Annotated in this window: 27 protein-coding genes and 1 pseudogene; 17 read left to right on the forward strand and 11 right to left on the reverse strand. The window is 38.6% G+C overall.

The window, feature by feature from the left end; all coding sequences use genetic code 11:
* From ACTJJH_RS09495 to rimI, 4 genes and pseudogenes are all read left to right on the forward strand, one after another.
* Window positions 1-119 (forward strand): annotated as a pseudogene (locus ACTJJH_RS09495) (hypothetical protein); the annotation flags it as partial.
* Between the two features lie 204 nt (window positions 120-323).
* The gene (locus ACTJJH_RS09500) at window positions 324-1,205 is read left to right on the forward strand and encodes a metal-dependent hydrolase (RefSeq protein WP_002121792.1); all 882 of its coding nucleotides are present in this window, start codon (window positions 324-326) and stop codon (window positions 1,203-1,205) included.
* Window positions 1,206-1,440: 235 nt separating this feature from the next.
* Window positions 1,441-2,316: a metal-dependent hydrolase gene (locus tag ACTJJH_RS09505; protein ID WP_002121736.1), complete on the forward strand. Its 876-nt coding sequence runs from the start codon at window positions 1,441-1,443 to the stop codon at window positions 2,314-2,316.
* A gap of 106 nt (window positions 2,317-2,422) precedes the next feature.
* Window positions 2,423-2,884: a ribosomal protein S18-alanine N-acetyltransferase gene (gene rimI, locus ACTJJH_RS09510; RefSeq protein ID WP_002121701.1), complete on the forward strand. Its 462-nt coding sequence runs from the start codon at window positions 2,423-2,425 to the stop codon at window positions 2,882-2,884.
* Here the strand turns inward: rimI and ACTJJH_RS09515 are convergent.
* The 3 genes from ACTJJH_RS09515 to trxB form a co-directional block, all read right to left on the reverse strand.
* The gene (locus ACTJJH_RS09515) at window positions 2,870-3,685 is read right to left on the reverse strand and encodes an arginyltransferase (protein WP_017386721.1); all 816 of its coding nucleotides are present in this window, start codon (window positions 3,683-3,685) and stop codon (window positions 2,870-2,872) included. The two genes, rimI and ACTJJH_RS09515, sit on opposite strands and share 15 nt — an antisense overlap.
* A gap of 18 nt (window positions 3,686-3,703) precedes the next feature.
* Window positions 3,704-4,435 (reverse strand): leucyl/phenylalanyl-tRNA--protein transferase, encoded by a 732-nt coding sequence (gene aat / locus ACTJJH_RS09520; protein WP_068930716.1) that lies wholly within the window; start codon window positions 4,433-4,435, stop codon window positions 3,704-3,706.
* Between the two features lie 123 nt (window positions 4,436-4,558).
* Window positions 4,559-5,506, reverse strand: a complete 948-nt coding sequence (gene trxB, locus ACTJJH_RS09525; RefSeq protein ID WP_005803159.1) for a thioredoxin-disulfide reductase — start codon at window positions 5,504-5,506, stop codon at window positions 4,559-4,561.
* Window positions 5,507-5,775: 269 nt separating this feature from the next.
* Here trxB and ACTJJH_RS09530 point away from each other — a divergent pair, with 269 nt between their 5' ends.
* The gene (locus ACTJJH_RS09530; protein WP_119686010.1) at window positions 5,776-8,829 is read left to right on the forward strand and encodes a DNA translocase FtsK; all 3,054 of its coding nucleotides are present in this window, start codon (window positions 5,776-5,778) and stop codon (window positions 8,827-8,829) included.
* Window positions 8,830-8,978: 149 nt separating this feature from the next.
* The gene (rhtC, locus tag ACTJJH_RS09535; RefSeq protein WP_440601050.1) at window positions 8,979-9,599 is read left to right on the forward strand and encodes a threonine export protein RhtC; all 621 of its coding nucleotides are present in this window, start codon (window positions 8,979-8,981) and stop codon (window positions 9,597-9,599) included.
* Between the two features lie 40 nt (window positions 9,600-9,639).
* Here the strand turns inward: rhtC and ACTJJH_RS09540 are convergent, their stop codons facing one another.
* From ACTJJH_RS09540 to ACTJJH_RS09565, 6 genes are all read right to left on the reverse strand, one after another.
* Window positions 9,640-9,927, reverse strand: a complete 288-nt coding sequence (locus ACTJJH_RS09540) for a PA4642 family protein (protein WP_005070896.1) — start codon at window positions 9,925-9,927, stop codon at window positions 9,640-9,642.
* Window positions 9,928-10,010: 83 nt separating this feature from the next.
* A complete protein-coding gene (gene minE, locus ACTJJH_RS09545; RefSeq protein ID WP_000896934.1) occupies window positions 10,011-10,283 on the reverse strand; it encodes a cell division topological specificity factor MinE in 273 nt (90 codons plus the stop codon).
* 2 nt (window positions 10,284-10,285) lie between these two features.
* Complete coding sequence (gene minD / locus ACTJJH_RS09550; protein ID WP_002121719.1) at window positions 10,286-11,098, reverse strand: septum site-determining protein MinD; 813 nt, start codon at window positions 11,096-11,098, stop codon at window positions 10,286-10,288.
* Window positions 11,099-11,164: 66 nt separating this feature from the next.
* Entirely contained in the window at window positions 11,165-11,893 is a 729-nt protein-coding gene (minC, locus tag ACTJJH_RS09555) for a septum site-determining protein MinC (protein WP_440601051.1), read from the reverse strand.
* 120 nt (window positions 11,894-12,013) lie between these two features.
* Entirely contained in the window at window positions 12,014-13,060 is a 1,047-nt protein-coding gene (locus ACTJJH_RS09560) for a hypothetical protein (RefSeq protein ID WP_039756890.1), read from the reverse strand.
* Window positions 13,061-13,076: 16 nt separating this feature from the next.
* Entirely contained in the window at window positions 13,077-14,003 is a 927-nt protein-coding gene (locus tag ACTJJH_RS09565; protein WP_032037400.1) for an acyltransferase, read from the reverse strand.
* A gap of 246 nt (window positions 14,004-14,249) precedes the next feature.
* Between ACTJJH_RS09565 and ACTJJH_RS09570 the strand changes: the two genes are divergently transcribed.
* From ACTJJH_RS09570 to ACTJJH_RS09615, 10 genes are all read left to right on the forward strand, one after another.
* Window positions 14,250-14,903, forward strand: a complete 654-nt coding sequence (locus ACTJJH_RS09570) for an OmpA family lipoprotein (protein WP_005070886.1) — start codon at window positions 14,250-14,252, stop codon at window positions 14,901-14,903.
* 193 nt (window positions 14,904-15,096) lie between these two features.
* Window positions 15,097-17,136 carry a UvrD-helicase domain-containing protein gene (locus ACTJJH_RS09575; RefSeq protein WP_005070868.1) on the forward strand — a complete coding sequence of 680 codons (2,040 nt, stop codon included), beginning with the start codon at window positions 15,097-15,099 and terminating at the stop codon, window positions 17,134-17,136.
* Between the two features lie 24 nt (window positions 17,137-17,160).
* Complete coding sequence (dut, locus tag ACTJJH_RS09580; protein WP_002121799.1) at window positions 17,161-17,613, forward strand: dUTP diphosphatase; 453 nt, start codon at window positions 17,161-17,163, stop codon at window positions 17,611-17,613.
* A 197-nt stretch (window positions 17,614-17,810) separates the two neighbouring features.
* The gene (locus tag ACTJJH_RS09585; protein ID WP_440601052.1) at window positions 17,811-19,229 is read left to right on the forward strand and encodes a phosphomannomutase/phosphoglucomutase; all 1,419 of its coding nucleotides are present in this window, start codon (window positions 17,811-17,813) and stop codon (window positions 19,227-19,229) included.
* A 15-nt stretch (window positions 19,230-19,244) separates the two neighbouring features.
* The gene (gene argB / locus ACTJJH_RS09590) at window positions 19,245-20,150 is read left to right on the forward strand and encodes an acetylglutamate kinase (RefSeq protein ID WP_311082563.1); all 906 of its coding nucleotides are present in this window, start codon (window positions 19,245-19,247) and stop codon (window positions 20,148-20,150) included.
* A 122-nt stretch (window positions 20,151-20,272) separates the two neighbouring features.
* Window positions 20,273-21,055 (forward strand): GNAT family N-acetyltransferase, encoded by a 783-nt coding sequence (locus ACTJJH_RS09595; RefSeq protein ID WP_002121744.1) that lies wholly within the window; start codon window positions 20,273-20,275, stop codon window positions 21,053-21,055.
* Window positions 21,056-21,163: 108 nt separating this feature from the next.
* Window positions 21,164-22,012, forward strand: coding sequence for a class II glutamine amidotransferase (locus ACTJJH_RS09600; RefSeq protein ID WP_017398883.1), 849 nt, complete (start codon window positions 21,164-21,166; stop codon window positions 22,010-22,012).
* A 251-nt stretch (window positions 22,013-22,263) separates the two neighbouring features.
* Window positions 22,264-22,719 carry a bacteriohemerythrin gene (locus ACTJJH_RS09605; protein ID WP_002121698.1) on the forward strand — a complete coding sequence of 152 codons (456 nt, stop codon included), beginning with the start codon at window positions 22,264-22,266 and terminating at the stop codon, window positions 22,717-22,719.
* 153 nt (window positions 22,720-22,872) lie between these two features.
* Window positions 22,873-23,940, forward strand: a complete 1,068-nt coding sequence (locus ACTJJH_RS09610) for a hypothetical protein (RefSeq protein WP_440601053.1) — start codon at window positions 22,873-22,875, stop codon at window positions 23,938-23,940.
* Entirely contained in the window at window positions 23,940-24,254 is a 315-nt protein-coding gene (locus tag ACTJJH_RS09615; protein WP_069035911.1) for an RnfH family protein, read from the forward strand. Before ACTJJH_RS09610 ends, ACTJJH_RS09615 begins: the two co-directional genes overlap by 1 nt.
* 64 nt (window positions 24,255-24,318) lie before the next feature.
* Here the strand turns inward: ACTJJH_RS09615 and ACTJJH_RS09620 are convergent, their stop codons facing one another.
* Window positions 24,319-24,717 (reverse strand): outer membrane protein assembly factor BamE, encoded by a 399-nt coding sequence (locus ACTJJH_RS09620; protein WP_069035910.1) that lies wholly within the window; start codon window positions 24,715-24,717, stop codon window positions 24,319-24,321.
* A gap of 111 nt (window positions 24,718-24,828) precedes the next feature.
* Here ACTJJH_RS09620 and fur point away from each other — a divergent pair, with 111 nt between their 5' ends.
* Window positions 24,829-25,266: a ferric iron uptake transcriptional regulator gene (gene fur, locus ACTJJH_RS09625; RefSeq protein WP_002121758.1), complete on the forward strand. Its 438-nt coding sequence runs from the start codon at window positions 24,829-24,831 to the stop codon at window positions 25,264-25,266.
* Between the two features lie 69 nt (window positions 25,267-25,335).
* Here the strand turns inward: fur and ACTJJH_RS09630 are convergent, their stop codons facing one another.
* On the reverse strand, window positions 25,336-26,454 hold the full coding sequence (locus ACTJJH_RS09630) for a PilT/PilU family type 4a pilus ATPase (RefSeq protein WP_032055148.1): 1,119 nt from the start codon (window positions 26,452-26,454) through the stop codon (window positions 25,336-25,338).
* Window positions 26,455-26,469: the final 15 nt, after the last annotated feature.

The raw sequence follows: 26,469 nt of genomic DNA on the forward strand, positions 1-26,469 counted from the left end.
ACGTTGAAATGTCAGTAGAATTAATCCACCCAATCGCAATGGACCCAGGTCTACGTTTTGCGATCCGTGAAGGTGGTCGTACTGTAGGTGCTGGTGTTGTTGCGAAAGTAACTGCATAATCACTTTCAGTGAAAAAAAGCGCTCTTTTTAGAGCGCTTTTTTTATACTTAATTGTCTAACAATCACTATAAAGGCTGGCCCTAACTGATATTTCAATGTCCTTATTTCCCCTTAATCCTTTTTATTAAATTTGTATGATAAGAATCAAGAAAACGAACAATAAAGTTTGAGTAACTAGGGTTACTTACTAAGGAGCTTTGGGTATGAATGCTAAAGTGAATATTACGAATCGTGCAGGTGCAAGCTTTCCAGTACGTCGTATGAATTTTGACTTTAATGATGTACCAGAATATTGGATGAATGGTTCTGCTGGACTCACACACTTTATGACTGCATTGTCAGCACTGTTTCCCGCTGGTGAGAAATTCTTTATAGATAGTGTAAGAGCAGTACGTTATCACCCAGCTATTAAAGATGATGAAGCGCTCCAAAAAGAAATTAGTGCTTTCATTGGGCAAGAAGCAATGCATACTCAAGAGCATGTAAACTTCAATGCTTCTGCTCAAAAGTTTGGTCATGATGTAGAAACGTTAGAGAAATTTACCGATACGGCAATTCAAACAGCCATTAAAACTTTTGTAAAAATTGTCAAACCTTTCGGTATGACAAAAGAAATGGTTGACTTGACTGCTACAACGGCTCTTGAGCATTTTACCGCTACTATTGCGTCGCAATTATTGGTCAATAAGCACATTCAAGAGCTTATGACAGATGAGACAATGTCAACAATGTGGTATTGGCATGCGATTGAAGAAAATGAGCATAAAGCCGTAGCTTATGACGTGTACGAAGGTGTGTTTGGTAAAGGCATAAAAGCTTATGCGTTACGAACCAGTTCTTTAGTGTTTGCTATGACTTTAATCTTTTTGATTCAGTCATCCTTTGTGCTTCGTTTATTAAAGCAAGATAACAAGTTGAATTTAGATGAACTATCAGTAATTTATAAATACGGATATAGCCCATCTAAAGGTATTATTAGTGGTATGGCTAAAGAAATGTTAGCTTACTTTAAACCTGGCTTTCATCCAAATGATCTAGATACCGTTGGTCTATTGAAAACATGGAAAGCAAAATTAGGTTTATAGATTTAATTCATGATTTATAAAGGGCCGATAGTGGCCCTTTTTTATTTTTATATAATTATTTTAAAGAGATCGTGGAGCAGATATTGCACCTTTATGTGTCTATGAATGACCTCATCTGATATTTCTCTGTCCTCATCTGCACTTAATTGGTACATTGAAAGACGTATGATTATAAATATTAAGAAAATAAATAAAGTTATATGTGAATTAGCTATTCACTTAAAAGGAGTCTGAGATGAATGCTAAGGTAAATATTTCCAATCGTGCTGGCGCTAGTTTCCCTGTGCGTCGTATGGATTTTGAATTTGCTCAGGTCCCACGTTATTGGGCAAATTATGATGCAGCATTAACACATTTTATGACAGCATTATCGGCCCTTTTTCCAGAAGGTGAGCAGTTCTTTGTAAATAGTACGCGTGCCGTTCGAAATGATCCAAAGCTCGCTGATCCAGATCTTCAAAAAGAAATTAGTGCTTTTATTGGTCAAGAAGCGATGCACTCCAAAGAGCATTTAGCATTTAATGCTTCAGCACAGGCTTATGGTTATGATGTGCGCCATATGGAAAAGCAAACAGGAAAAGTCATTAAGATGGGTACAGCTGTTGTAACCAAATTAATGAAACCTTTTGGCTATACCAAAGAAATGATTGATTTGACTGGAACCTGTGCTCTAGAGCATTTCACATCGACCATTGCAGCTGAACTTTTACAAAACCCTGAAATTCAGGCCATGTTCCAAGACGACACTATGTATCATTTGTGGATGTGGCATGCAGTTGAAGAAAATGAACATAAAGCTGTCGCATTTGATGTGTATACCAGCATGTATGGACAAGGTCCGAAAGCTTATTTTATGCGTTCAACAGCCTTGATTATTGCAATGGCATTAATCTTCGCAACTCAGTCTTATTTTACTGCTAAGTTACTTAAAACTGATGATAAATTAACTTGGAAAGATACGAAGTACATGCTTAAGTTCATGTATGGTCGTAAAGGTTTTATGACTCGTCAAATTCCAGAGTTACTTGATTTTTTAAGACCAAAATTTCATCCAAATGATTCGGATACCACAGCATTGCTAGCAACTTGGCGTGAAAAATTAGGTCTTTAAAAAATACTGAAAAAAGGGCAATTCAATTGTCCTTTTTTTCGCTCGTTTTTTCTTGGGAAGTTTTTATAATACGCACTACTTTAGAATCTTCATTGCGTTGAAACTCATGATTCGTATTATGCAAAACACTGATGTGGATATTGTCGTTCAAATTGAAAAATCAGTTCAGACCCATCCGTGGTCAAGACAGCAATTTATTGAATCTTTGAACTCTTATCAATGTACAGTGATTGAGTCACAAAACAGAGTGGTTGGGTTTTGTATTTTACAGCCTGTTTTAGATGAAGCTAATTTGTTACTCATGGCAGTTGATCCTAAAATGCAAGGGCAGGGTTTAGGATATGAGTTATTAAGTGCATCAATTGAAAAATTGGAAAATCAGCCAGTACAAATCTTTTTAGAAGTTCGTGAAAGTAATAAAGCCGCTATTGGTTTATATGAAAAAACAGGCTTTCACCAAATTGATCTGCGTCGCAATTATTATCCTACCCAAGATGGTGGTCGCGAACATGCGGTCATTATGGTAAAAACCTGTACAGATGATTTCGCATCTTTATTTAATGATTAAATTATTCCATTCAGAAGGTAACGTGGTCATAAGAGACGTACCTAGTTGTTGAATTTCCTCTGGTGATAATGATCTGTTTAAACGGCGCCAGTGCCCATCGAGCAGAAGTTCTAAAGGTGTATATTGCGATTTATAGTTCATTTTGGCTGAATGAGGCACCCAATAGCCTAAGTAGAGATATTCTAAACCGAGCGATTTCACATATTCAATTTGGTTAAGAATAGAGTAAACACCCAGTGATCTGCGATGCTCATCGGGATCAAAGAATGTATAGACAGCCGATAGTCCATCATCCATTAAATCACAAGTAGAAACGCTAATGAGCCGATTGTCTTTCCAAAGCTCAAGAAAAAAACTATCTGTGCAGCTATGTACTAAAAACTTTTCAAACTGATCTAAGCTCGGCGGAAACATATCACCATCTGCATGGCGTTCATTAATATAGCGTTCGTATAAATCATAATGAATTTGAGCTGCTTGTCGCGTAGGCAGAACAGTCATGGTGAGATCTTGATTTCGTTTCCATGCTTTTTTTTGCATGCTGTTCATTTGAAAATCGGCAACTGGAACACGACAAGACAGACATTGTCTACATAAGTGACATTCAGGGCGATAAACAAAGTCGCCACTACGGCGAAAGCCTAAACGAGAAAGTTCTGAAAGAGTGACCACATCAATTCGATGGATGGGATCTAAAAACACCATGCGTGCTGATTTATTTTCTAGATAGCTACAATCATGAGGTGGAGTAATATAATACTGCAGATCATTTAAAAGGGACTTCGGGTGATATGATTTCATGATTGGTCCCTCCTGTTATCATTCCATTAATTTTGCATCTAATGCTATTGTTTTACTTGAAAATACACGTTCTTGATACTTTTTCCAATTGATAGAGGGGTGAATAATTACATCTTGTAACGATTTTAAGTAGTCTTGACGAGAAAGTGTACTGGCTCCCAGACTAATTAAGTGACTGTTTACGAGTTGGCAGTCTATCCATGGTAGCTGATTTTCTTGTCCAATGAGCATTAATGTATAAAAAGCCATTTTTGAAACATCGGTTTCGTTGCTAAACATTGACTCACCAAAACACCCTTTACCAATCGTAACACCATATAAACCTCCTACAAGCTCCTCTTGTTGCCATACTTCAATACTGTAACCATAACCAGCATTAAACATCTCACAGTAGCCTTGAATAATATCTTCACTAATCCAGGTTTCGTCTGCATAACTTCTTGGCAAAGAGCAAGAGCGAATAACTTGTTCAAAGGCATGATTAACCGTAATTGCATAGTCATGTTTTTTCATATTTCTCAGTAATGACTTGCTAGGCTTGTAGTTTTGAGGGTAGATCACGCAACGGGGTTCTGGACTCCACCAACAAATAGGCTCATCTTCATTAAACCAAGGAAAAAGACCATGGGTGTAAGCTTCAAATAGTGTAGAAGGGGAGAGGTCTGCTCCAATACAAATTAAACCATGCCCATCTGGATCGGCCTCAATGGGATCAGGAAAAATGAATTGAGAAAGTGGAAGTGTATTCATAGAAACAAAATAAGATGAGCTTTAAGGTTATGCTATAAAAATTAATATATGTCAGCTAGTCATTATTCTAAAAAAACAGCCGTTATAAGAACGGCTGTTTTTTAAACTCTAGAAATCTATTAATTAAAGATTATCTAGATATTTTTCAGCATCTAGAGCCGCCATACAGCCAGACCCAGCAGAAGTAATCGCTTGGCGATAAATGCTGTCAGCGACATCACCAGCAGCAAAAACACCAGCTACAGAAGTCGCTGTTGCATTACCAGAGGTACCGCTTTGCACTTGGATGTAGCCATCACGTAGGTTTAACTGGCCTTCAAACATTCCAGTGTTTGGCTTGTGACCAATTGCTACGAACAGACCATGAACCTCTACGTCTTGCTTAGAATCATCTTGAGTTGATTTAAGGCGAACACTGGTTACGCCAGTATTGTCACCCAATACTTCTTCAACTTCGTGGTTCCAGATAATGCTGATTTTGCCTTCTTTTTCTTTGGCAAATAAATGATCTTGCAAAATCTTTTCAGAACGTAAAGTATCACGGCGATGTACTAACGTTACATGTGAAGCAATATTTGATAAATAAAGTGCTTCTTCAACAGCAGTGTTACCACCACCAACAACCATTACTTTTTGGTTTTTGTAGAAGAAACCATCACATGTTGCACATGCGCTTACACCTTGACCCATAAAGTTTTGTTCAGACTCTAGACCAAGATATTGAGCTGTAGCACCAGTTGCAATAATTAAAGCGTCACATGTGTACTCTTCCATGTCACCTTTTAAAACAAAAGGACGTACACTTAAGTCCACTTCGTTAATATGGTCATAGACGAGTTCTGTACCAAAGCGTTCAGCATGTGCTTGCATACGATCCATTAATGCAGGACCTGTTAAACCTTCAGGATCGCCCGGCCAGTTGTCAACTTCGGTTGTTGTTGTAAGTTGCCCACCTAGTTGTAAACCTGCAATTAAAGTAGGTTTAAGGTTTGCACGCGCTGCATATACTGCTGCACTATAGCCCGCAGGGCCAGAACCGAGAATAATTAACCGAGAATGACGAGCACTCATTGAGGGTATCCTTATTTATTTCGAGAATTTTGAAAATTATACGTGAATTTGCCGATCAATAGCGTTAAATCAATGTGGATAATATTGATCAGGTCAATCGAATTAAGTTATATAACAATATAGAAGTGCCTTATGTTAACAACAACTGTAAAGAATCATGCACCTTTTTTGTAAGAACAGGTGCATAATATAAAGTTCATTCGTTGAAGATCTAAAATATAGTTCTTCACATCTCTAAACCAATAATTAAATGGGTTACAGGACAGTATATGACTGCGGTGTCAAGTGTTTATGCACAGCGCTTATTGATGACATTATTCTTGGTTTCTTTTGGTATTTATATGTTTCTGGCAACAGTAACATATACACCATTTGACCCGGGCTGGATGCATATTTCCAGTGATACTCAGCAAGTATCCAATGCAAGTGGTATTGCTGGCGCATGGATTGCAGATTTGCTGTTTGGTTTTTTAGGATGGGCAAGTTTGCTTATTCCAATTTTCCTTTTCATTGAAGCAATTCAGGTTTGGTGGCCACGTAGTTTCCTAAACCGCCCATTTCGTTATGCTGCACAATTCTTCTTAATTTTAGTTGTATCTAGCTTACTTTATTTACACTGGAATGTGCCGGCAGATACTTTAGATAATGCAGCTGGGGGAATTATTGGTTATGAGTTAGGTCAAAGCCTATCTCAATTGTTAACAATTTACGGTGCAACCTTATTTTTACTGGTTTTCGGGGTCGTGTTGTTTACTCTTGCATTTGGGGTGCAATGGAGTAAAACATGGGTTACGCTCAAAGCGACACCAAGTTATTTACAAGATTTATTTTATAAGAACGTATCTCCGAATGAATCGGATTATGACTTAACAACTCAACCTGCCAACAAAGCAGCCGCGGTTAAAGTTGCTGACAATGTAGAAACGAATGCTAATGCTTCAGATGAGAAAGAAGCATCAGTTCAATCTGAATCAACTCAACCGCAATCTACCACAACGCGACATGATGCGGTTGCTGAGCGCTTATTTGCAGATGTGCTAGCGAAAGAGCAGAGCCGACCTGAACCTGTTGCAGATACACCAGTTGCAAATACTCAGAACTTTGAGCATACGCTTGAACAAGCCCATAAACTTGAACGAGATAGCCAACGTTTAGTTGCGACTGGCGAAGTATGGCGTGCTTTACAGCGTGATGATGCGAGTCATAAGCAAGAAATTGATGCGCTTTTAAGAGCTGCTGATGATTCGACAGAGACAGAGCAAGTTCCTACTCATGAGCAATTTCAGCAAACAATTTCTCAAGTAAATCAAAATCAACCATCATCTAAACAAGACTTACATGGTCTTGATTGGAATGATGATGAGATTTTTGATGAGTTGCTTGCCGCGGTTCCAAACAGTAAAACTGCAACAGATGTGCACACACCGTTTGTTCAAGATCACCCCGTAGAAGCCGAACCAACTTCGCAAACTGTTAATATTGCGAATGAAACATCTTCAAATATTTCAAATTTAAATCAATCACCTAAAAATTTAGCAAACGAACAAGTCTTTGAAGATTTTGATGATTTATTAATAGATGAAGACATTGCCCCAACTGAACCTGTGAGAGCAAGTAGTTATGCGCAATCTTCAGCATTTGTAAAAGCTCCTATTCAAACGACTATTCAGGCCGACAAACTTTCAAAAGAAGAGTTTATTGAAGCTTGGCAGGAGACTGCTGGAAAACCGCAGGAAAATGCTGATTTTGATGAGGACGATTTCGATTTTGATGCACCGTTAACAGATGCATCAGGCCGCCCAATGTCTCGTGCAATGCAAGTTGCTAAGAAGCGTTTGGATTTGCCAACTTTACCGGGTCTTGACCTACTCGATAAGGTCGATCCAAATAAGAAAGTCAACTTTACTGAAGAGCAACTTTCACGTTTGTCTGAATTGCTTGAAATTAAATTGCAAGAATTTAACGTAAAAGCTCAGGTGGTAGAGGCTCAACCAGGGCCAGTTGTAACTCGCTTTGAGTTAGATTTGGCACCCGGTGTTAAAGCTTCTAAGGTCACGAATATCTCACGTGACTTGGCACGTTCAATGTCGATGGCATCCGTACGTGTGGTCGAAGTTATTCCTGGTAAACCATACATTGGTATTGAAGTGCCAAACAGTGCCCGTGAAATGGTACGTTTGATTGAGTTATTGGAAACACCAACATATCGCGACCCAAGTGCATTAATTAGTATGGCGATGGGTAAAGATATTTCAGGTAATCCTGTACTCACTGATTTAGCGAAAGCACCACATATGTTGGTTGCTGGTACGACAGGTTCTGGTAAATCGGTTGCGGTCAACTCGATGATTTTATCGATGTTGCTTAAATATACGCCTGATCAATTACGTTTAATTCTAATCGATCCAAAACAGCTCGAACTTGCAAACTATAATGATATTCCACATTTATTAACTCCAGTCGTTACTGACATGAAAGATGCGGTAAGTGCTTTGAACTGGTGTGTGAATGAAATGGAACGTCGTTATAAGCTTATGTCGTTCTTAAAAATTCGTAAATTAAGTGACTACAACCGTAAAGTTGAAGAAGCGATTGCGAATGGTGAAGACTTAATTGATCCGACTTGGAAGCCAAGCGACTCGGCGACACAAGAACGTGCACCTCGTTTAACGCCATTACCATCTATTGTGATTGTTGCGGATGAGTTCGCCGACATGATTATGCAGGTGGGTAAAAAAGCAGAAGAAATGATTACCCGTTTGGCGCAAAAATCTCGTGCTGCTGGTATTCACCTATTGCTTGCGACTCAACGTCCCTCTGTTGATGTTATTACTGGTTTGATTAAAGCCAATATTCCAACGCGTGTAGCACTACGTGTAAACAGTAAAATTGACTCGCGTACTATTTTGGATGCAGGTGGTGCAGAAGACTTGTTAGGTCACGGTGATATGCTGTTCTTAGGACCAGGTAAAATTGAGCCAGAACGTGTACATGGTGCTTTCATTAGTGATGATGAAGTAAACCGTATTTGTGATGCTTGGCGTGAGCGTGGCGAGCCTGATTATATTGATGAAATCTTGACTCCATTTGATGAAGAGCCTGCATCACGTGGCTTTGAAGAGGGTGAGGGTGGTTCTGACCGAGATGCACTCTATGATCAATGTGTGTCATTCGTATTAGAAACTCGAAAAGCGTCTACATCTTCGCTACAGCGCAAATTTAGCCTTGGTTATAACCGTGCCGCTCGTATCATTGATCAAATGGAAGAGAACGGCATTGTGAGCTCAATGGGCCCTAATGGTAAGCGGGATATTCTAGTTTAATACGTATAATTTAAGCCTCTTCGGAGGCTTTTTTATAACTTAAATAAAGTGAACCTATTTATAAATGACTTAAAGATTTTATCGTCTAGTAAAAAATGCTAATGTATTTTCCCTAAATAAATAACAATGAATTAAATCAGGAGAAAGACATGCTATTAGCTCTGATTACTTTAGCCTTTATTCACTTTTGTGCGCTTATTACTCCCGGGCCTGATTTTTTCCTTGTATCGCAAACCGCCATTAGTCGTTCTCGTAAAGACGCTATGCTAGTCGTTACTGGTATAACGGCGGGTGTTATGTTTTGGGCGTGCTTGGCGCTGATGGGATTAAATCTTATATTTGAGAAAATGGCTTGGTTAAAGCAAGGATTGCTCATTGCTGGTGGTTTATATCTATGTTGGTTGGGTTATCAGATGCTACGTTCGGCTTTTTCAAAAAATCAGCAAGAGAGCAATGTTGCTGTTGAGCTCCCCAAAGCTCCTTACTTATTTTTTATTAAAGGTTTGATAACCAATCTATCAAATCCAAAAGCTGTTATTTATTTTGGTAGTGTTTTCTCTTTATTTTTAGCTAATCCTCAACTTGATCAGGTTCACTGGCTACTCTTTATTATTGTCACAGTCGAGACAATTTTATGGTTCTGCTTTGTGACTTTTATTTTCTCGTTACCAAGTTTTAGAGCAGCTTATCGTAATTTTTCAAAATGGATTGATGGTATTTCGGGTGGTATTTTTACCGTGTTTGGTATTTTCCTGATTGGTAATCGATAAGTCTAGATAAGAAAAAAGCCTCTTTTAGAGGCTTTTTATTTTAAGCAAACTTTGCTAGAACTTCTAAAAATGGTGCTGATTGACGCGGAAACTTAGCAATTACATCATGGATGCGTTGGCCTTCAGGGTCTTTGGCATTAATATCGCGTCCGTCCGCAATAAATTGCTTTAAAAGACGCTCATAGTCTGTTGGGCGCATATGTTTGAATGCATGGTAGAGCACATGAAAATCTGCATTCACACCACTTGGAGGAAGTTGGTTGAGGTAGGCAAAAACACGCTCATCGGACCATTCTTCATTGAAAGTTGCTGGCTGTGATAATGCCATGACAATCTCCTCATTTTAAAAAAGGCAAAATAACTTGCGTTATTTTGCCTTGATTCTGATTTATTGAATAGTCAGAAATAGAATTATCGTTCTTCAGGTAAATTGATATTCATTTCTAACATTTCGATATTAGCTTCAGAACGAACTTGCATTTGGATATGCTGTTCACCTACACCGCTAACATAACGACTAACCACTTGCATGATTTCTTTTTTCATCTGATCAATTTTGTCTTGGCTTAAACGGCGGCCTAAACCTTGTTCAGAAGCAACAATAACTTTCAAACGATCTTTGGCAGTTTGAGCACTTGATGGTTTTTCTTCGCTGCTAAATAATTTACTCCAGAATCCTGCCATATCTACGCTCCAAATAGTCGTGCTAACCAGCCTTTAGGTTGAGCTGTGATGTGTCGATAAGGACGGTCTTCGCCAAGGAAGCGTGCAACCAAATCATCATACCCCTGACCAGCTTTAGTTTCTGAATACAGAATAACTGGCTTACCTTCGTTTGATGCTTGTAATACACTTGGACATTCTGGAATAACACCTAATGTCGGTACGCGTAAAATATCTTTAGAAATATCATCAATTGTCAGCATTTCCTGACGGTCAGCACGTTCCGGGTTAAAACGTGTAATACATAAATGTTTACGTATACGCCCTTCGTTGTGTTCAACTTTCTTGGTTTTGCTATCTAACATACCAATAATACGGTCAGAGTCACGTACTGAAGAGATTTCAGGGTTTGTTACAATGATTGCTTCATCTGCATGATACATGGCTAAAATCGCGCCACGCTCGATCCCTGCAGGTGAGTCACAAATGATGTAATCAAACTCTTGAGATAACTCATCAATAACTCGAGCAACACCTTCGTCGCTCAACGCATCTTTATCACGTGTTTGTGAAGCCGGTAAAATATAAAGGTTTTCGATATCTTTATCGCGAATAAGGGCTTGCTGCAGACGTGCTTCATTATTAATAACATTAACAAAATCATAAACAACACGACGCTCACAACCCATAATCAAATCAAGGTTACGTAAGCCTACATCAAAATCAATCACAACAGTTTTATGACCACGAAGGGCTAAACCTGTTGCAAAAGATGCGCTCGTTGTAGTTTTACCTACACCACCTTTGCCTGATGTTACGACAACAATTTTGGCCACCGAATCCACTCCTATTATGGTCATACACCCTTAAAAGGGCTGTTTTTTGGTGATTTGCTTAATAAATTAAAGTTCTAGAGCTTCAAATTCAAGCTCTTGCTTTTCATTTAAATAAATATGTACTGGTTTTTTTACCACATGTTTAGGGATATCATCTGCGACACAATACGTTCCGGCAATGGAAACGAGCTCAGCCTCTAAAGATTGGCAAAAAATGCGTGCAGCTGCGTGCCCGCCCGCACCAGCAATGACTCTACCACGAACTGTGCCATAAATATGTATATTTCCTGAAGCGATCACCTCGGAACCACTATTCATGCCAGCCTTTAAAATAATATCGCCGTTATCTTGTACAAGGGATTGGCCTGTACGCAAAATTTCATCATGATAAGAGGTAATATGAGCGACCGCTATCTTGTTTAGTGGTTTTTTTGTTTCTGCTGAAGACGAGGCAGGAGCTGTAGCAGTTTTTTCCACAATAGCCACTTGTTCAGCTGTCGCTTTAATGCGTTGTAATGGTTGATCTGCCGGTAAAACAGGGAATTGAATAGCGCGAGCTTCATCTCCTAAAATACCGTCGATTACCGCCATTGGTTGTAAACCCAAGCTCACCAGAAGTTGAATCAATGCAATTAACTCTTGATCAACTGTACTGTCAATAATCACTAAAGTTCCTTGATAGGAACCTTCATTTAAAATATTTGATAATTGCTGGCGGATCACATCATGATCATTGGTATCGAAGGTTATCCTGCTAAAGTTAACCATTCTGCCGGTAATCCGTATATCAGCCATAAGTCTTCCTTCAAGGCGTTAAACGAGCTGTAATATCGTTAAGTTTATTGTAAATAGGGCAAATGCTAGAACAATTCGTGCCAATTCTCTAGCGTGATTCATAAAAAATTAAATAAATGCTTATTCTTTGATTCGATCATACTCCGCAAGGGTTTGTTGCCATTGTTTGACCTTGACTTGTTTACGTACAGACTCCAGTGTCTCGAACACGACAGATTCAACCAATTGCTCAAGCTGACGATTATTAATATTGATTTCACTTACTCTTTGAGAAATTAATTGATAAGTAGGGTTCGGACTATTTGGTGAGCCCTCAATTAAAGGTTCAATTAAACCTGCACTAATATTTTCACCTAATCTTTGACCAATGCTTTGAATTTGCTGTTCAATGCGGCCCCCGACTAAAGGAATTAATCGTAATAATTGAGTTAGCTCAGGCGTATCAATAATGGCTTGATCTACAATTTTGCCCACACCTTTTGTAATGGCAGGCTTTTGTTCTTTTAAAGCGGTGGCTAAAGATTCTTGTAATAATGCAGTTAGAGCAACAGTAAATTGCTCACGATGATGATTAACCAAGTCGTGAATAATCTGTTTATGGCTAGAACTGGTTTCAAGTTCATATCTAATACCATCAATCACGGTAATTACAACGCGGTCAGATAATTCTTCCATTACGACGCGATAATAAAATAGCCCAGTTTTCCGCCAGCTTTCCGGAACAACTGGATAACCCAACTCATGTAAACGGTAAGCAATAATTCCAGCACGGAATAAACGTAAAAAACGAAGTTGAGGAATAATGGCTAAAATTTCATACCAGTGAATAAAAGGGAAAAAGAACCAACGCTTATGGTGCTTGTTGATGATCGCAATAGCCCAGCGTACAAGCAGCTCAATAATTAAAAAACCAATAAACCAAGCTTCTGATGTAATCACCCAAGGATGTAGTGAAGTACGATAAAAGCTGAGTACTTGGGGCAAGTGAATATGTTCGAAGAACCATGCCCCAATACTGCTCATTAAAAAGAAATTAGTCGCAAGACAGAACAAGTTAAAAATGATAATAAACACCATAAAGATGTCGTAGACCAAAAACAGCTTAAATGAAAGGCTGTTTGGGTCTACATGATGGTATTTCGTTTTTTTCCCAGAACTGTTTTGCATAATAACGGGTGCTTTCTTAAATATTTGCAGTGGTATATTGAGACTTCATTTGCTCAATAAGTTGATCTTTTTCGGTCCAAATGTCATGAACCCATTGCTGAAAACGTTCACGATAAGCTGCGTCATCTTCATAGTTGCCGCCAAGTACCCAGTCTGGAATTTCAATTTTACGTAAGTTAACCGCAATTTTAGAAACATCCCCAAGCCAGAAATCGCTATATCCCGGTACGCCATCAGGATAGACGATGGTCATATCAACTAGGGCATCGATTTTGTCACCCAAGATGTTTAATGCAAGCGCCAAGCCACCTGCTTTGGGTTTTAGCAAATGCTTATAAGGGGATTTTTGCTGGTCATGTTTTTCTTGAGTAAAACGAGTACCTTCCAAATAATTTAATAGGGTGAAGGGCTGACTTAAAAGCTGCTCACAAGCTTTACGTGCTTCCATCATGTCACGGTCTTTAAGTTCAGGATTCTTCGCGATCTGTTCTTTAGTGTGACGCTTCATCATTGGGAAGCCTAAAATTTTAAATGCTTGCCCAACAAAAGGAATAAAGATGAGTTCCCATTTAGTAAAGAAACGGGTAAGGGGCATACGGGTTAAACCAAAATATTGATTTACAGTCGTGTCAACCCAACTTTGATGATTACAGGTCATGAGATAACGACCTTGCATATTCAGATCAAGTCCTTCATCAATGGTAATGTCCCATTTTAGATTGGGTAGAACATGGTCAATTAACCAATTATTTACCCCTAACCAGCTATTTGTAATTTGAATATTAGTTTCATCTATTTTTGATGATTTTTTTAAAAGCTTGGTCAGACCTAATACAAGAACAGGAGGACCATGAAAAAAAGTACTTCCTGTAATGACTGTACCTACAGTGAGTCCACGTGTAATTTTTTTTAGCGCAGATTGTTTATTGGGTGCAGTTGACATATAAAAGACCCCGAATGTCTCAAATCCATAGAAAAGTTGTTCAACTATAACTGTCATAATATGAAATACAACGTTATCTTAGACAACAATGAAGAAATTGTGATGAGCTAGCATCTTAAAGTGCATCAAAATATTACAAAAACATAACTAAACTGTTTATTATTAACAAAATATCAATGTTTTATACTTCCTTTTTGTTTCATTATTCATTCAGACAACAAAACACACAAAGTGAGGAGGCATGCAATGCGTGCATTAGTTATTTCAACAGTGGTAGGGGCAGCAGTAGTTCTTTCTGGTTGTCAAACAACTGGTAATAATCTTGGTGGCGTTGAATACGATAAAGCCGCATTAGGTACTTTAATTGGTGCAGCAGCTGGTTATGGTATTTCTAAATCAAATGCAAACTCTAGCCGTCAAAACAACCGTGCTGCGGCAATTGGTGCAGTTCTTGGTGCTGCTGGTGGTGTATATCTTGACCAGAAAGAGAAAAAACTTCGTCAACAAATGGCGGGTACTGGTGTAGACGTTGGCCGTAACCCAGATGGTTCTGTTCAATTGATCATGCCTGGTAGCATTACTTTTGATACAAACAAATCAAACATCAAGCCAAACTTCTACGCAACTTTGAACAAAGTGGCTCAAACTTTGGCTGAAGATAACAAGAGTGCAATTCTTGTAACAGGTTATACTGATAACACTGGTAATGACTCTATCAACATTCCATTATCACAAGCACGCGCTCAATCAGTACGTAGTTATTTAGCTAGCCAAGGTGTATCTGCTAGCCGTATCGACGCGCAAGGTTATGGTTCATCTAACCCGATCGCAGATAACTCAACTGCATCTGGCCGTGAACAAAACCGCCGTGTAGAAATCAGTATTTATGCTAAACAATAAGATCTAGTTTATTGTTTCAAAAACCACCTTCGGGTGGTTTTTTTATGGGTGCAGTACAAGAAATAATCACGACATTCTGCGGCGCATAAATTGCATTATTAGACATCATTTATACATATCCGTAGATTTACTATTGGGATTCTAAAAAAGAGATGACTATAATCATGCTCGAAAAATTAAGAGGTAATACACGATGTCATCTGCCAGTCAATTGAACAACAAGCAAGAAGAAGCCATGAAATATACTCAGGGCCCTTTATTGGTGCTTGCTGGCGCTGGTTCAGGTAAAACATCGGTAATTACGCGTAAAATTGCCTATTTGGTGCAACATTGCCGTATTCCTGCGCATCGTATAACTGCAATGACCTTCACAAACAAAGCTGCACGTGAAATGAAAGAACGTGTGACTAAACTTTTATCACGTGAAGAAGCAAAAGGTTTATCTGTTTCTACCTTCCATACTTTTGGTTTAAATCTTTTACGTTTAGAACTTAAAAATTTACCTTTAAAAGCTAATTTTTCGATTTTGGATGCAGACGACTGTAAACGTATTTTGATGGATCTCATGCATCGCGACAATTTATCGGGTGCAGAGAGTAAAGAATTAATTGCCAAGGCAATGAAGAAAATTTCAGATTGGAAAAACGATCTGATTTTGCCTGAACAAGCGCATTCGACTTGTGAAACACCAGAAGATGTCCAGTTTGCACATCTTTATCAGCTTTATGAACGTAATTTACGTGCCTACAATGCCGTCGATTTTGATGACCTTATTGTTATGCCAACACGCTTATTGCAAGAAAATGCAGAAGTACGTGACAAATGGCAAAATCGTGTCCGTTATTTATTGGTTGATGAATATCAAGATACCAACACAGCTCAGTATATTTTGGTCAAACTGTTAGTCGGGGTAATGGGGCAGTTCACCGCGGTAGGTGATGATGACCAGTCGATTTACGCATGGCGTGGTGCTAAGCCTGAAAATATGGCATTGCTTAAACAAGATTTCCCAAATCTACATATTATTAAGCTTGAACAAAATTACCGTTCGACCAGCCGTATTTTAAAAGCAGCTAACTGTGTGATTCAAAACAACCCACATATTTTTGACAAGAAATTGTGGAGTGATAAAGGGCATGGTGAAGTCATCCGAATCATTACATGTCGTAATGATGACGATGAAGCAGAACGCGTGGTCAAAGACCTACTGACCCACAAGCTCATGAACGGTAAGAACTGGAAAGATTATGCTGTGTTGTATCGCGGAAACTTTCAGGCACGTGTGTTAGAAACCCAGCTTCGTCAAATGCAAATTCCGTATAAACTCTCTGGCGGTACATCGTTCTTCGCCCGTGCAGAAATTAAAGACGTGATGAGTTACTTACGTCTTATTATTAATCCAGAAGATGACAGTGCTTTCTTACGAATTATTAATACGCCTAAACGTGCGATTGGCCCTGTTACTCTAGAGAAACTAGGTTTATTTTCACAAGAAAATAATTTGTCTTTACTCGGTGCTTCTGCTGACCAGCGTTTAAGCATGGTGCTTCCTAAAAAGGCAGAAACACAGCTTCATGAGTTTGCCGACTTTATTGCGACATTTACTCGTGAATTGTTGGAAGATGATGAGCCTGTACCTAAAGTTCGTCAAATGATGAATGAAGCGGGTTATATGGATTACGTTCGCGAACAGTCAGCAACACCTGCACAAGAGAAAAGTAAACTCGATAATATCGAGAACTTATTTACCAGTATTCAAAATCTGATTAATCGTGCTGAAGATGTTGATGAAAAGAATATTGAAAGTGTCATCCGAAAACTAGTTTTGCTCGATCTGTTAGAACAGCAGCAGGAAGAAGAAGATACAGACAAAGTTAACCTTCTTACTTTGCATGCAGCAAAAGGTCTGGAATTCCCATATGTGTACATTATGGGACTTGAAGAAGAACTATTGCCTCACAAGAACTCGATTGCAGCAGAAACCATTGAGGAAGAGCGCCGTCTCATGTACGTGGGAATTACACGTGCACGCCAAGGTTTAACGTTAACTCTAGCGGAACAGCGTAAAAATGGTGGACAGATGAAACAAATGACGCCTAGCCGTTTCCTTGATGAGCTTCCGCAAGATGAGCTTGAGTGGTTAGGGCGTAAAAAGAAAATTGCGGCTAATGTTGACCCTAAAGAACAGGCTCAACAATATCTGGCAAATTTAAAAGCTTTATTAAAGCGTTAATTTTTTTAATTTTTAGGAAATCCCATGAAAGTTCAAGTGAAATTGCTCGATCCGCGTTTAGGTAAAGAATGGCCTTTACCTTCATATGCAACAGCAGGTTCAGCGGGTTTAGATTTACGTGCCTGTTTAGATGAAGCAATTGATATTGAACCAGGACAAACTGTTTTAGTTAAAACAGGTATGGCAATTTATATTCATGATGTAAATTTTGCTGGTTTAATTTTACCGCGTTCAGGTTTAGGTCATAAACACGGTATCGTGCTTGGCAACTTGGTTGGTTTGATTGATTCGGATTATCAAGGTGAATTGATGGTTTCAGTTTGGAACCGTGGTCAAACCACATTCCGTTTAGAACCAGGTGAGCGTTTGGCACAATATGTTTTAGTACCAGTCGTACAAGCCGAATTTGAGCAAGTAGAAGAGTTTGAAGAAACTTTACGTGGCGCTGGTGGCTTTGGCCATACAGGTAAACAATAAGTTTTTTAAATATTAACGAAAATCAAACGCCTGTTGAACAGGCGTTTCTTTTTACATCTTGAATGTTACAAAGGATTATATTACAACACGCTTTACTCATATTCTTTTAACTTTTTTAGCAAACAAACCTTTCAAAAATTTTGAATAATCTATGTTTTTGCGATAGATCGAATTGATCTTTAAATAGAAGATACGCTATGAATGTAAGACACTCATTTCCAAAAAGTATTTTTCGTGCTTACGATATTAGAGGCAAACTTTCTTTCTTAACCACGGACGTTGTCCGTTCAATTGCCTACGGATTGGCACAACAATACAAACAAGCAAAACAAACTCAATTAGTGATTGGCTATGATGCCCGTCTCACAAGTCCAGCCTATGCACACTTAATTGAAGAAATTTTAATAGAACAAGGTTTAAAAGTGACCAACATTGGTTGCTGTTCATCCCCAATGATGTACTACATCGCACGAGATTTTGGTGGTAATGGCATCATGGTGACCGCAAGCCATAATCCAAAATCTGACAATGGTGTTAAGTGGATTTTAAAGGGTGAACCGCCGTCTCCAGAAATGATTCAGCAGGTGGGTGAAGAAGCTCAAACTTATGTACCATCTCATTCAATTTCTGTACTTGAGTTAACCTTACCTCAATTTAAAGCTGAATTTTGCCAACAATACCAACAAGCTATTTTTAAAGATATTCAGTTAAAACGTCGTTTAAAAGTTGTTTTAGATGGTTTGCATGGCTCAGCCGGGCATTGTTCAAAACTAATCTTAGAAAAAATGGGTTGTGAAGTCATTGCTTTACGCACCAATCCAAATGGTGAGTTTCCAGATCACGCACCAGACCCTTCACATGCGGCACATTTAACTCATTTACGTAAAGCCGTGGTCGAGCAGCAGGCGGATATTGGCATCGCTCTTGATGGCGATGGAGACCGTGTTGTTTTAGTCGATGAAAAAGCACAGATATTGACAGCAGACCGCTTATTGTCGCTTTTTGCGCAAATGTGCCTTGAGCAGCACCCAGAGCAAGAAATTGTTTTTGATGTGAAATGTTCACGTATGGTTCAAGAAACCGTCGAGAAACTCGGTGGAAAAGCAAAAATGATCCGCACGGGAAGTAGTTTCCTACGGGCTTATTTATCTCAATCGAATGGCCGTGCCATTTTTGGTGGAGAATATGCAGGTCATTATGTGTTTAATGATGGCCGTGGTTTTGGCTACGACGATGGTTTATATGCTGCATTACGAGTAATGGAGTATTTTACCCAATCTGATGCCGCTACAATTTCTGAATTATTTGCTCCATATCCAGAAAGATGTTGTACAGAAGATACCTATATTGGTACGTATCAGTCTGATCCAAAGTATGTATTACAAGATATTGAGATTTTAAGTCATCGCTTAGGGGCACGTATTAGTAAAATTGATGGCGTACGTCTTGATTTTGATGATGGTTTTGGCATTATTCGAGCATCAAATACTGGTGAATACTTTACAGTACGATTTGATGCGGATAATCCTTTACGATTAAAGGAAATCCAGCAAAAATTTGTAGATATGTTGCAAGAACACTATCCGCAAATTGCACAAGAACTTTCAGAGGCCTAAGTAAGGAGAGGCGTAATGCCACAACATCAGCATATCGGTATCGACAAAGCAAAAATCTTGATTGAAGCTTTGCCGTATATTCAACGCTTTACTGGTAAAACGCTGGTGGTGAAATACGGTGGCAACGCAATGACTGATCCGGAGCTTGAAAGTTCATTTGCCCGAGACATCGTTTTACTTAAAACTGTAGGATTAAATCCGATTGTTGTTCACGGTGGTGGGCCACAAGTGGACTCATTCTTAAAGCAGTTAGGCCGTGAATCTGACCGCATTGACGGTATGCGCGTAACTGATGCTGCAACCATGGAAGTGGTTGAAATGGTGTTGGGCGGCAGTGTAAATAAATCAATCGTTAACCTGATTAATAAACACGGTGGACGTGCGATTGGTTTAACAGGTAAAGACGGTAATTTACTTCGTGCCCGCAAATTGCTCATGGAAAAGCAAGAAGAAGATGGTTCTATCAAACATATCGACTTGGGTATGGTTGGTGAAGTGACTGGCGTTAAAACAGATGTATTGGAAATGTTCACCCAAAGTGACTTTATTCCAGTGATTGCACCGCTAGGTGTAGATGAAGAAGGCAATACTTATAATATTAACGCTGATTTAGTTGCAGGTAAGGTTGCAGAAGCTTTAGGCGCTGAGAAATTAATTTTGCTCACCAATATTAGCGGTGTGCTTGATGAAAATAAAAATCTGTTAACTGGCCTTACGACACAAGAAGTTGATCGCCTCATTGAAACAGGTGTGATCTATGGCGGTATGATTCCTAAGGTAGGCTGTGCGCTTGATGCTGTTAAAGGCGGGGTTGTGAGTGCGCATATTGTTGACGGTCGAGTGCCACATGCCACATTACTTGAGATCTTCACTGATCATGGTGTTGGAACGCTGATTTCTAACCGAACTAAAACAGCTTAAGAAATCCATTATTCTCAATAAAAAGATCACCCTAGGTGGTCTTTTTTTATACCATTTTGATTTGGTCATTTTTTTGTCATGAGCTTTGACTAGTGTAGGGGGTGTCACTAGGAGCGTTCATTATGCTGGAAAAATTTAATCAATATCGCCAAACCTGGACTTTACCTTTAAATCGTCATAAAGCAATAAATCAGACGCAATTTCGTTTTGAGTGGGTTGATAATTTAAAAGAATTACAAGATGTACAACGGTTTCGTGCACAACAATTTAGTCAACAATTCGGAATCAAGTTTGAAGATAACTTAGACCAAGATATTTACGATTTTGGTTGTGAACATGCGGTCTTGCGTGAAAAGTGGACTGGAGAAATTGTAGCGTATACGCGTCTAAAACTATTTCAAGGCCATGAAATAGCACAGAGTTATAGTGCACATGAGTTTGATATTGTTCCTCAATTATCCCATCTTCCAAATGTGTTAGAAATAGGCCGTACTTGTGTACATCCTCGCTTCCGTAATGGTAAAGCGTTATCTATGCTGTGGTTAAACCTTGCACCGAAAGTGCTATGGTCAATGCGTGCTAAATATTTAATGGGCTGTGTCAGCATTCATTTGCAAGATAATTTGGCTAGAGCGTACTACACGCATCGTCAGATTCAGCAGTTACCAGAAAGTAAAACGATTGATATCCGTTCGAAAAAAATCTATGAACCTGAATATCCTGAGTTTAGCTTTCCACAAGATGAACGTATGCCGAAGCTGTTCCAAATGTATCTGAGTATGCAATCAAAACTATCGAAACAGGCTTTTTTTGATGAAGAGTTTAACTGTTTGGATTATTTTGTATTTCTTGAGGTGAATAAAGTCGCGACCTCGTTTGTGATGAATAAAATGGTGCAGCGTTAATCATATTTTCTATTTTGTAATAGCCAGCACATATTGAGATTTGCAAGCACTTTTACTCTCATGCACAATAGAGCATATGGGGTAATTAGAAGTAGTTTAAAAAGCGATATGTGCCAGCTATTAGGAATGAATTGTGCAACACCAACGGATATTACTTTTTCCTTCCGTGGTTTTTCACAACGGGCAGGAATTACCTCAGATCATAGTGATGGATTTGGCATCGCATTTTTTGAAGATAAGGCATGCCGTTTATTCGTTGATAACCAGTCGGCAGTTGAATCTCCAATTGCCGATCTTATCCGTAATTATCCTATTAAATCACGCAATGTGATTGCACACATTCGCAAAGCTACTCAAGGCAAAATCACTTTAGAAAATTCACATCCCTTTATTCGTGAGTTGTGGGGGCGACACTGGATTTTTGCCCATAATGGCGATTTACATGACTTTAATCCGCCGTTAAGTGGACGTTTCACACCAGTAGGTAATACCGATAGCGAGCGTGCATTTTGTTATTTGCTCGATCAACTCGTTGAAGCTTTTGGTTATGAAGAACCAAGTCTTGAACAAATCTTTGAAGTATTAGAAAAGATTTCTCCGCAAATTGCGGAATACGGCACATTTAATTATTGTCTATCTAATGGCAAAGCATTATTTAGTTATGCCATTACTAAATTACATTGGCTCGTTCGTGAATATCCATTTAATCATGCTCATTTAATTGACTTAGATGTCGAAGTCGATTTTAGCCAGGTAACCACTCCAGAAGACCGTGTGGCAGTAATAACAACTGAACCTTTAACACATAATGAAAATTGGACAGCATACCAACCTGGTGAAATGATTTTATTTCAACATGGTAAACCAATTAAAAAAGCTATTACTTTTGTAGAAAGATTAAAGCGCGAACAGGAAAATCCTGAACTTAAACGTATTACGCGTGCAGATCAGTATTAATATAAAATACATTTAAAATATATGAATAAGGATGTTTATATATTTTTATCATTTAATAATAAAATAGTTTGTTCAAAAAATACTTTATTATTTTAGTTGGTTAATTTTAATTTAATATTTAAAAAACAATAACTTGAGTTAAATATAATTTTTATATGCTAAAGCCGACAAATTAGGTTTGTTTTTATTTATATTCTTTAAATATATCATGCAGTTTATGCAACGATCATTAATCATCATTGGGGAGATGTATGAAAATGAAATGGGCTTCAGAATATAATACGGGTATTGATGTTATTGATGAGCAACATAAACGAATACTTGATTATATTAATGAAATTGATGATGTAAAAGATGAAGAGGATAGACGTCGTATTAAAGATGTTCTAGACAATATTATCGATTACACGCAATCACATTTTACTTTCGAAGAAAGTTTGCAAGAGGAAGCTGATTATAAATATCGTGTACCTCATAAACGTGTACATGATTTATTTATTAAAAAAATAGAGTTATATCGTGAACGTTTTGAAATGGGGCACACGATTGAAGCAGAATTACAAGAAATTTTGGCTAAATGGTTAATTAACCATATTCAACATGATGATGCCGATTATGTAGGAGCAGTAAAAGAAAATATGATGGGAATTATTAGAGAAAAAGAAAAGAAAAAAGGGAAAAACTGGTTTGCTCGGTTTTTCTCATAACCTGAAATAAAAATAACTCATAATTTCAGTTAGCGCGGCAAACTATCGATTCGGTAGTTTGCTTTTTTTATTGAGCAAACTTTGATTTTCAAGCATGACACGGGCAAAATATCTCTAGTCTTTTTCAAGGAATGCATAATGCAGGACATACCTATGTCACGATGGTTATCGCCCCTGATGGCGTTTTGCTTATCTTTCATCATTATGGCGACATTGGCACCCACGATGGGCATCCAGATTGATCGTCAACTCGATTTCTGGTTATTGTGGTTAGGCACAATGTTGTTATTGGCACTACCAGTTTGTTATTTGGAAATTGCTTTAGCAAAACGGTCGAAGACTACAGCCTTAAATGCTTTATCAAGTTTAACTCGTGAAGCAGATAGTTCCCCAAAATGGCGTTTGGTTGGCTGGCTTGCAGTTATTTTTATTCCATTTTTAGCAGGTAATGTATTAACTACCGCTGGTAATTTACTGAATACACAACTTAATAATAGTGTTTCAGGACAACTTGTTTTTGCTGGCCTTGCTGTTGTAGCTCTCATTTTATCCTTTATTCCACGTCAAATTTTAATTTTACTGATGACGGTTGGTGTAATTGCTTCTCTTGTTTTAGCTAACACGATGGGAACGACTTTACAGCCTTGGCACTGGACCAATGTTGAGTTTAAAGAATGGGGTAATGCGACTGTACTTGCACTTGTTGCAAGTGGATTGGGCTTAGGGCTTTACTGGCAAAATAGTGTAGGTGCTGTTCAGTCGCAAGAAGGTGCAACGAAAACTGTACTTCCAATTTGGTTAGCTCAGCTCATTGCTGTGATTGCCTTTGGTTTCTTTTCTTTACAAGCACAGCTTCCTGTTTTTACTTGGATCTTTACCGCAGTAATGACAACAGCGTTATTTGTGCAATTGGCTAGAGAGCAGCTTGCTCAGCGTCAGCTTATGCCTATTTTACAGTGGGTGATTATTGTTGTAGCGATTGCTGTTTGGGCTGTGCCTGAGCTTCATAACATCTTTACGCTGATTTTGATGCTTTGGGGATTACTCATTTGCTTGATCTATGCCATTTTTGCTGGCTGGATTATGAAAATTAGCCATTTGCGTAAATCTATGAATTTTAGCAATGAGTTGTTTTATAACTTATGGCGCATTGCGGTACGTATTGTATTGCCGCTTTCAATTGTTATTGCCATGATTGCGGTGATTGGACAAATTATCTGATGGAAAAAGCTCAGCAAGTGTGGGTTGCTTATGCAGCCCCAGAGCAACAGTTTTTAGTTGCTATTCCATTTGAAGCTGGTATGACTGCATTACAAGCAGTTGAGGTGAGTGGTTTGCAGACACATGTCAGTTTGCCTGAGCCATTACAACTTGGCATCTTTGGTGCAAAAGTTGAAGCACATGCGATTTTGCAAGCTGGTGATCGAGTTGAGGTTTATCGATCTTTAACGATTAACCCTAAGGATATACGTCGTAAACGAGCCGAGAAAAACCCTGTGGGGCGATATATTAAAAGTAATCGCTTTAAGCAATAAGCCCCATAAACAAAACCCCTCAAAGTATTTCACTTGAGGGGTTTATTTTTATTAGAAAAAACGATTATAGTGGTGGTGCAGTTAAAATCGCTTCTTTAGAAGCAGGTAAACCTGGTTGCGATTCTGGAATAGTTTCTAAACCTTCAATTTTAGTTACTGTACCAGTGCCATCAAAGTAAATTTTTAAATGCTGACCATGTGCTGCGGGGATTTTTGCTTTTTTAGCATAAGTTCCCGGGATATAGTTGTAAATGTAGTCCCAACGTAGAGGATTGAGGGGATCAGTCACAGTTGGACTACCAAGCAAAAAACGCACTTGCTGGAAATTCATGCCGACTTGTACTTGAGAGGCTTGAGCTTTGGTCAATGGAGTCCCTTGAGGAATATCAACCTTATATACACCAAAGATTGAACAACCGACAAGGAGTGAAGTGACTAATAACGTCAGCACGAGTTTTTGCATTTTGCTACACTATCCCAATAAATTATGATGCATTTGATCAAAGGATAGATCATACTTCATCTAAATTCTATTGCCTATTCCAACTTGAGATTTGTTGAGAGACCTTTTTTCATGCCTATTTCCAATCAAGATTTGCGCAAAGCTGGACTTAAAGTTACCCTTCCTCGAATTAAGATTTTGGAATTATTAGAAAATTCAAAACAACATCATCTTAGCGCTGAAGATATTTACAAGACTTTGTTAGAACAAGGGGAAGATGTCGGCCTTGCGACAGTTTACCGTGTGTTAACACAATTTGAAGCTGCAGGTATCATTCAGCGCCACCATTTCGAAAATAATCATTCTGTTTTCGAAATTATGCAAGAAGATCATCACGATCATTTGGTTTGCCATAATTGCAACAAAGTTATTGAATTTACTAATGATGTTATCGAGAAAGAACAGCATGCTGTAGCTGAGCAACATGGGTTTACCTTAACGGGTCACTCATTAAACCTCTACGGTTACTGTAACGAACCTGAATGTCAGGAAGTACTGCGCAAGAAATAATCGTTTTCACACAAAGAAAACAAATAAAAAAGGAAGGTTACGTTTAACCTTCCTTTTTTTATGAAGAAATTACTGTCTGTCGAAGGTTAAATGCTGATTTGTGCCTGCAATTTGATCAGGACCTTCTTCGGCAAGCTTAATTGTTAAACGCAAATCGTTTGGTGAGTCGGCATGTTTTAATGCATCTTTGTAGGTAATTTGGCCCGACTTATAAAGATCAAACAGTGCTTGGTCAAAAGTTTGCATACCGAGTTCACGTGAGCGTTTCATTAAATCTTTAATTTCATGAATTTCGCCTTTACGAATATAGTCTGAAATTAATGGTGAGTTAATGAGAATCTCGATTGCGGCACGGCGCGAATTACCATCTGGAGTCGGAATAAGTTGCTGTGCAATCATGGCCTTTAAATTAAGCGATAAATCCATGTAGAGCTGGCTATGACGGTCACTTTCAAAGAAGTGAATAATACGGTCAAGTGCTTGGTTGGCGTTGTTCGCATGCATCGTGGCTAAGACCAAGTGACCCGTTTCGGCAAAACCAATCGCATAGTCCATGACTTCACGCGTACGGATCTCACCAATCAAGATTACATCGGGTGCTTGTCGCAAAGTATTCTTTAAAGCTACTTCAAATGAATCAGTATCGATCCCGACTTCACGTTGGGTAATGATGCAGCCCGCATGTTCATGAATAAACTCGATAGGGTCTTCAATGGTAATGATGTGACCTTTAGAGTTATGGTTACGATAGCTAATCATTGAAGCCAATGATGTCGATTTACCTGTACCTGTTGCCCCTACAAAAATAATGATGCCACGTTTGGTCATCGATAAATCTTTTAGTACAGGCGGTAATTGCAAGTCATCAATTGAAGGAATTTTGGTTTCAATTCGACGTAACACCATGCCGGGCATGTCGCGTTGCTGAAAAGCACTCACACGAAAGCGGGCAGTTTTATCACGGTTCATAATGGCAAAGTTACATTCACGAGTCTCAGCAAATTCTTTGCGTTGTTTTTCACTCATGATGGAATGTAATAGTTGCCCAATAATTTCGCCTGAAAGACTATTTTTTGAAATGGGAACAATTTGTCCGTTAATCTTCATCGATGGTGCAACGCCATCTGTAATAAAGAGGTCGGATGATTTTTTTTCAACCATGAGGTTGAGCAGGTCATTAAAATCCATATTTATTCTCTAATT

It is taken from the genome of Acinetobacter sp. 22301 (assembly GCF_052045285.1).
Lineage (GTDB): Bacteria > Pseudomonadota > Gammaproteobacteria > Pseudomonadales > Moraxellaceae > Acinetobacter > Acinetobacter pittii.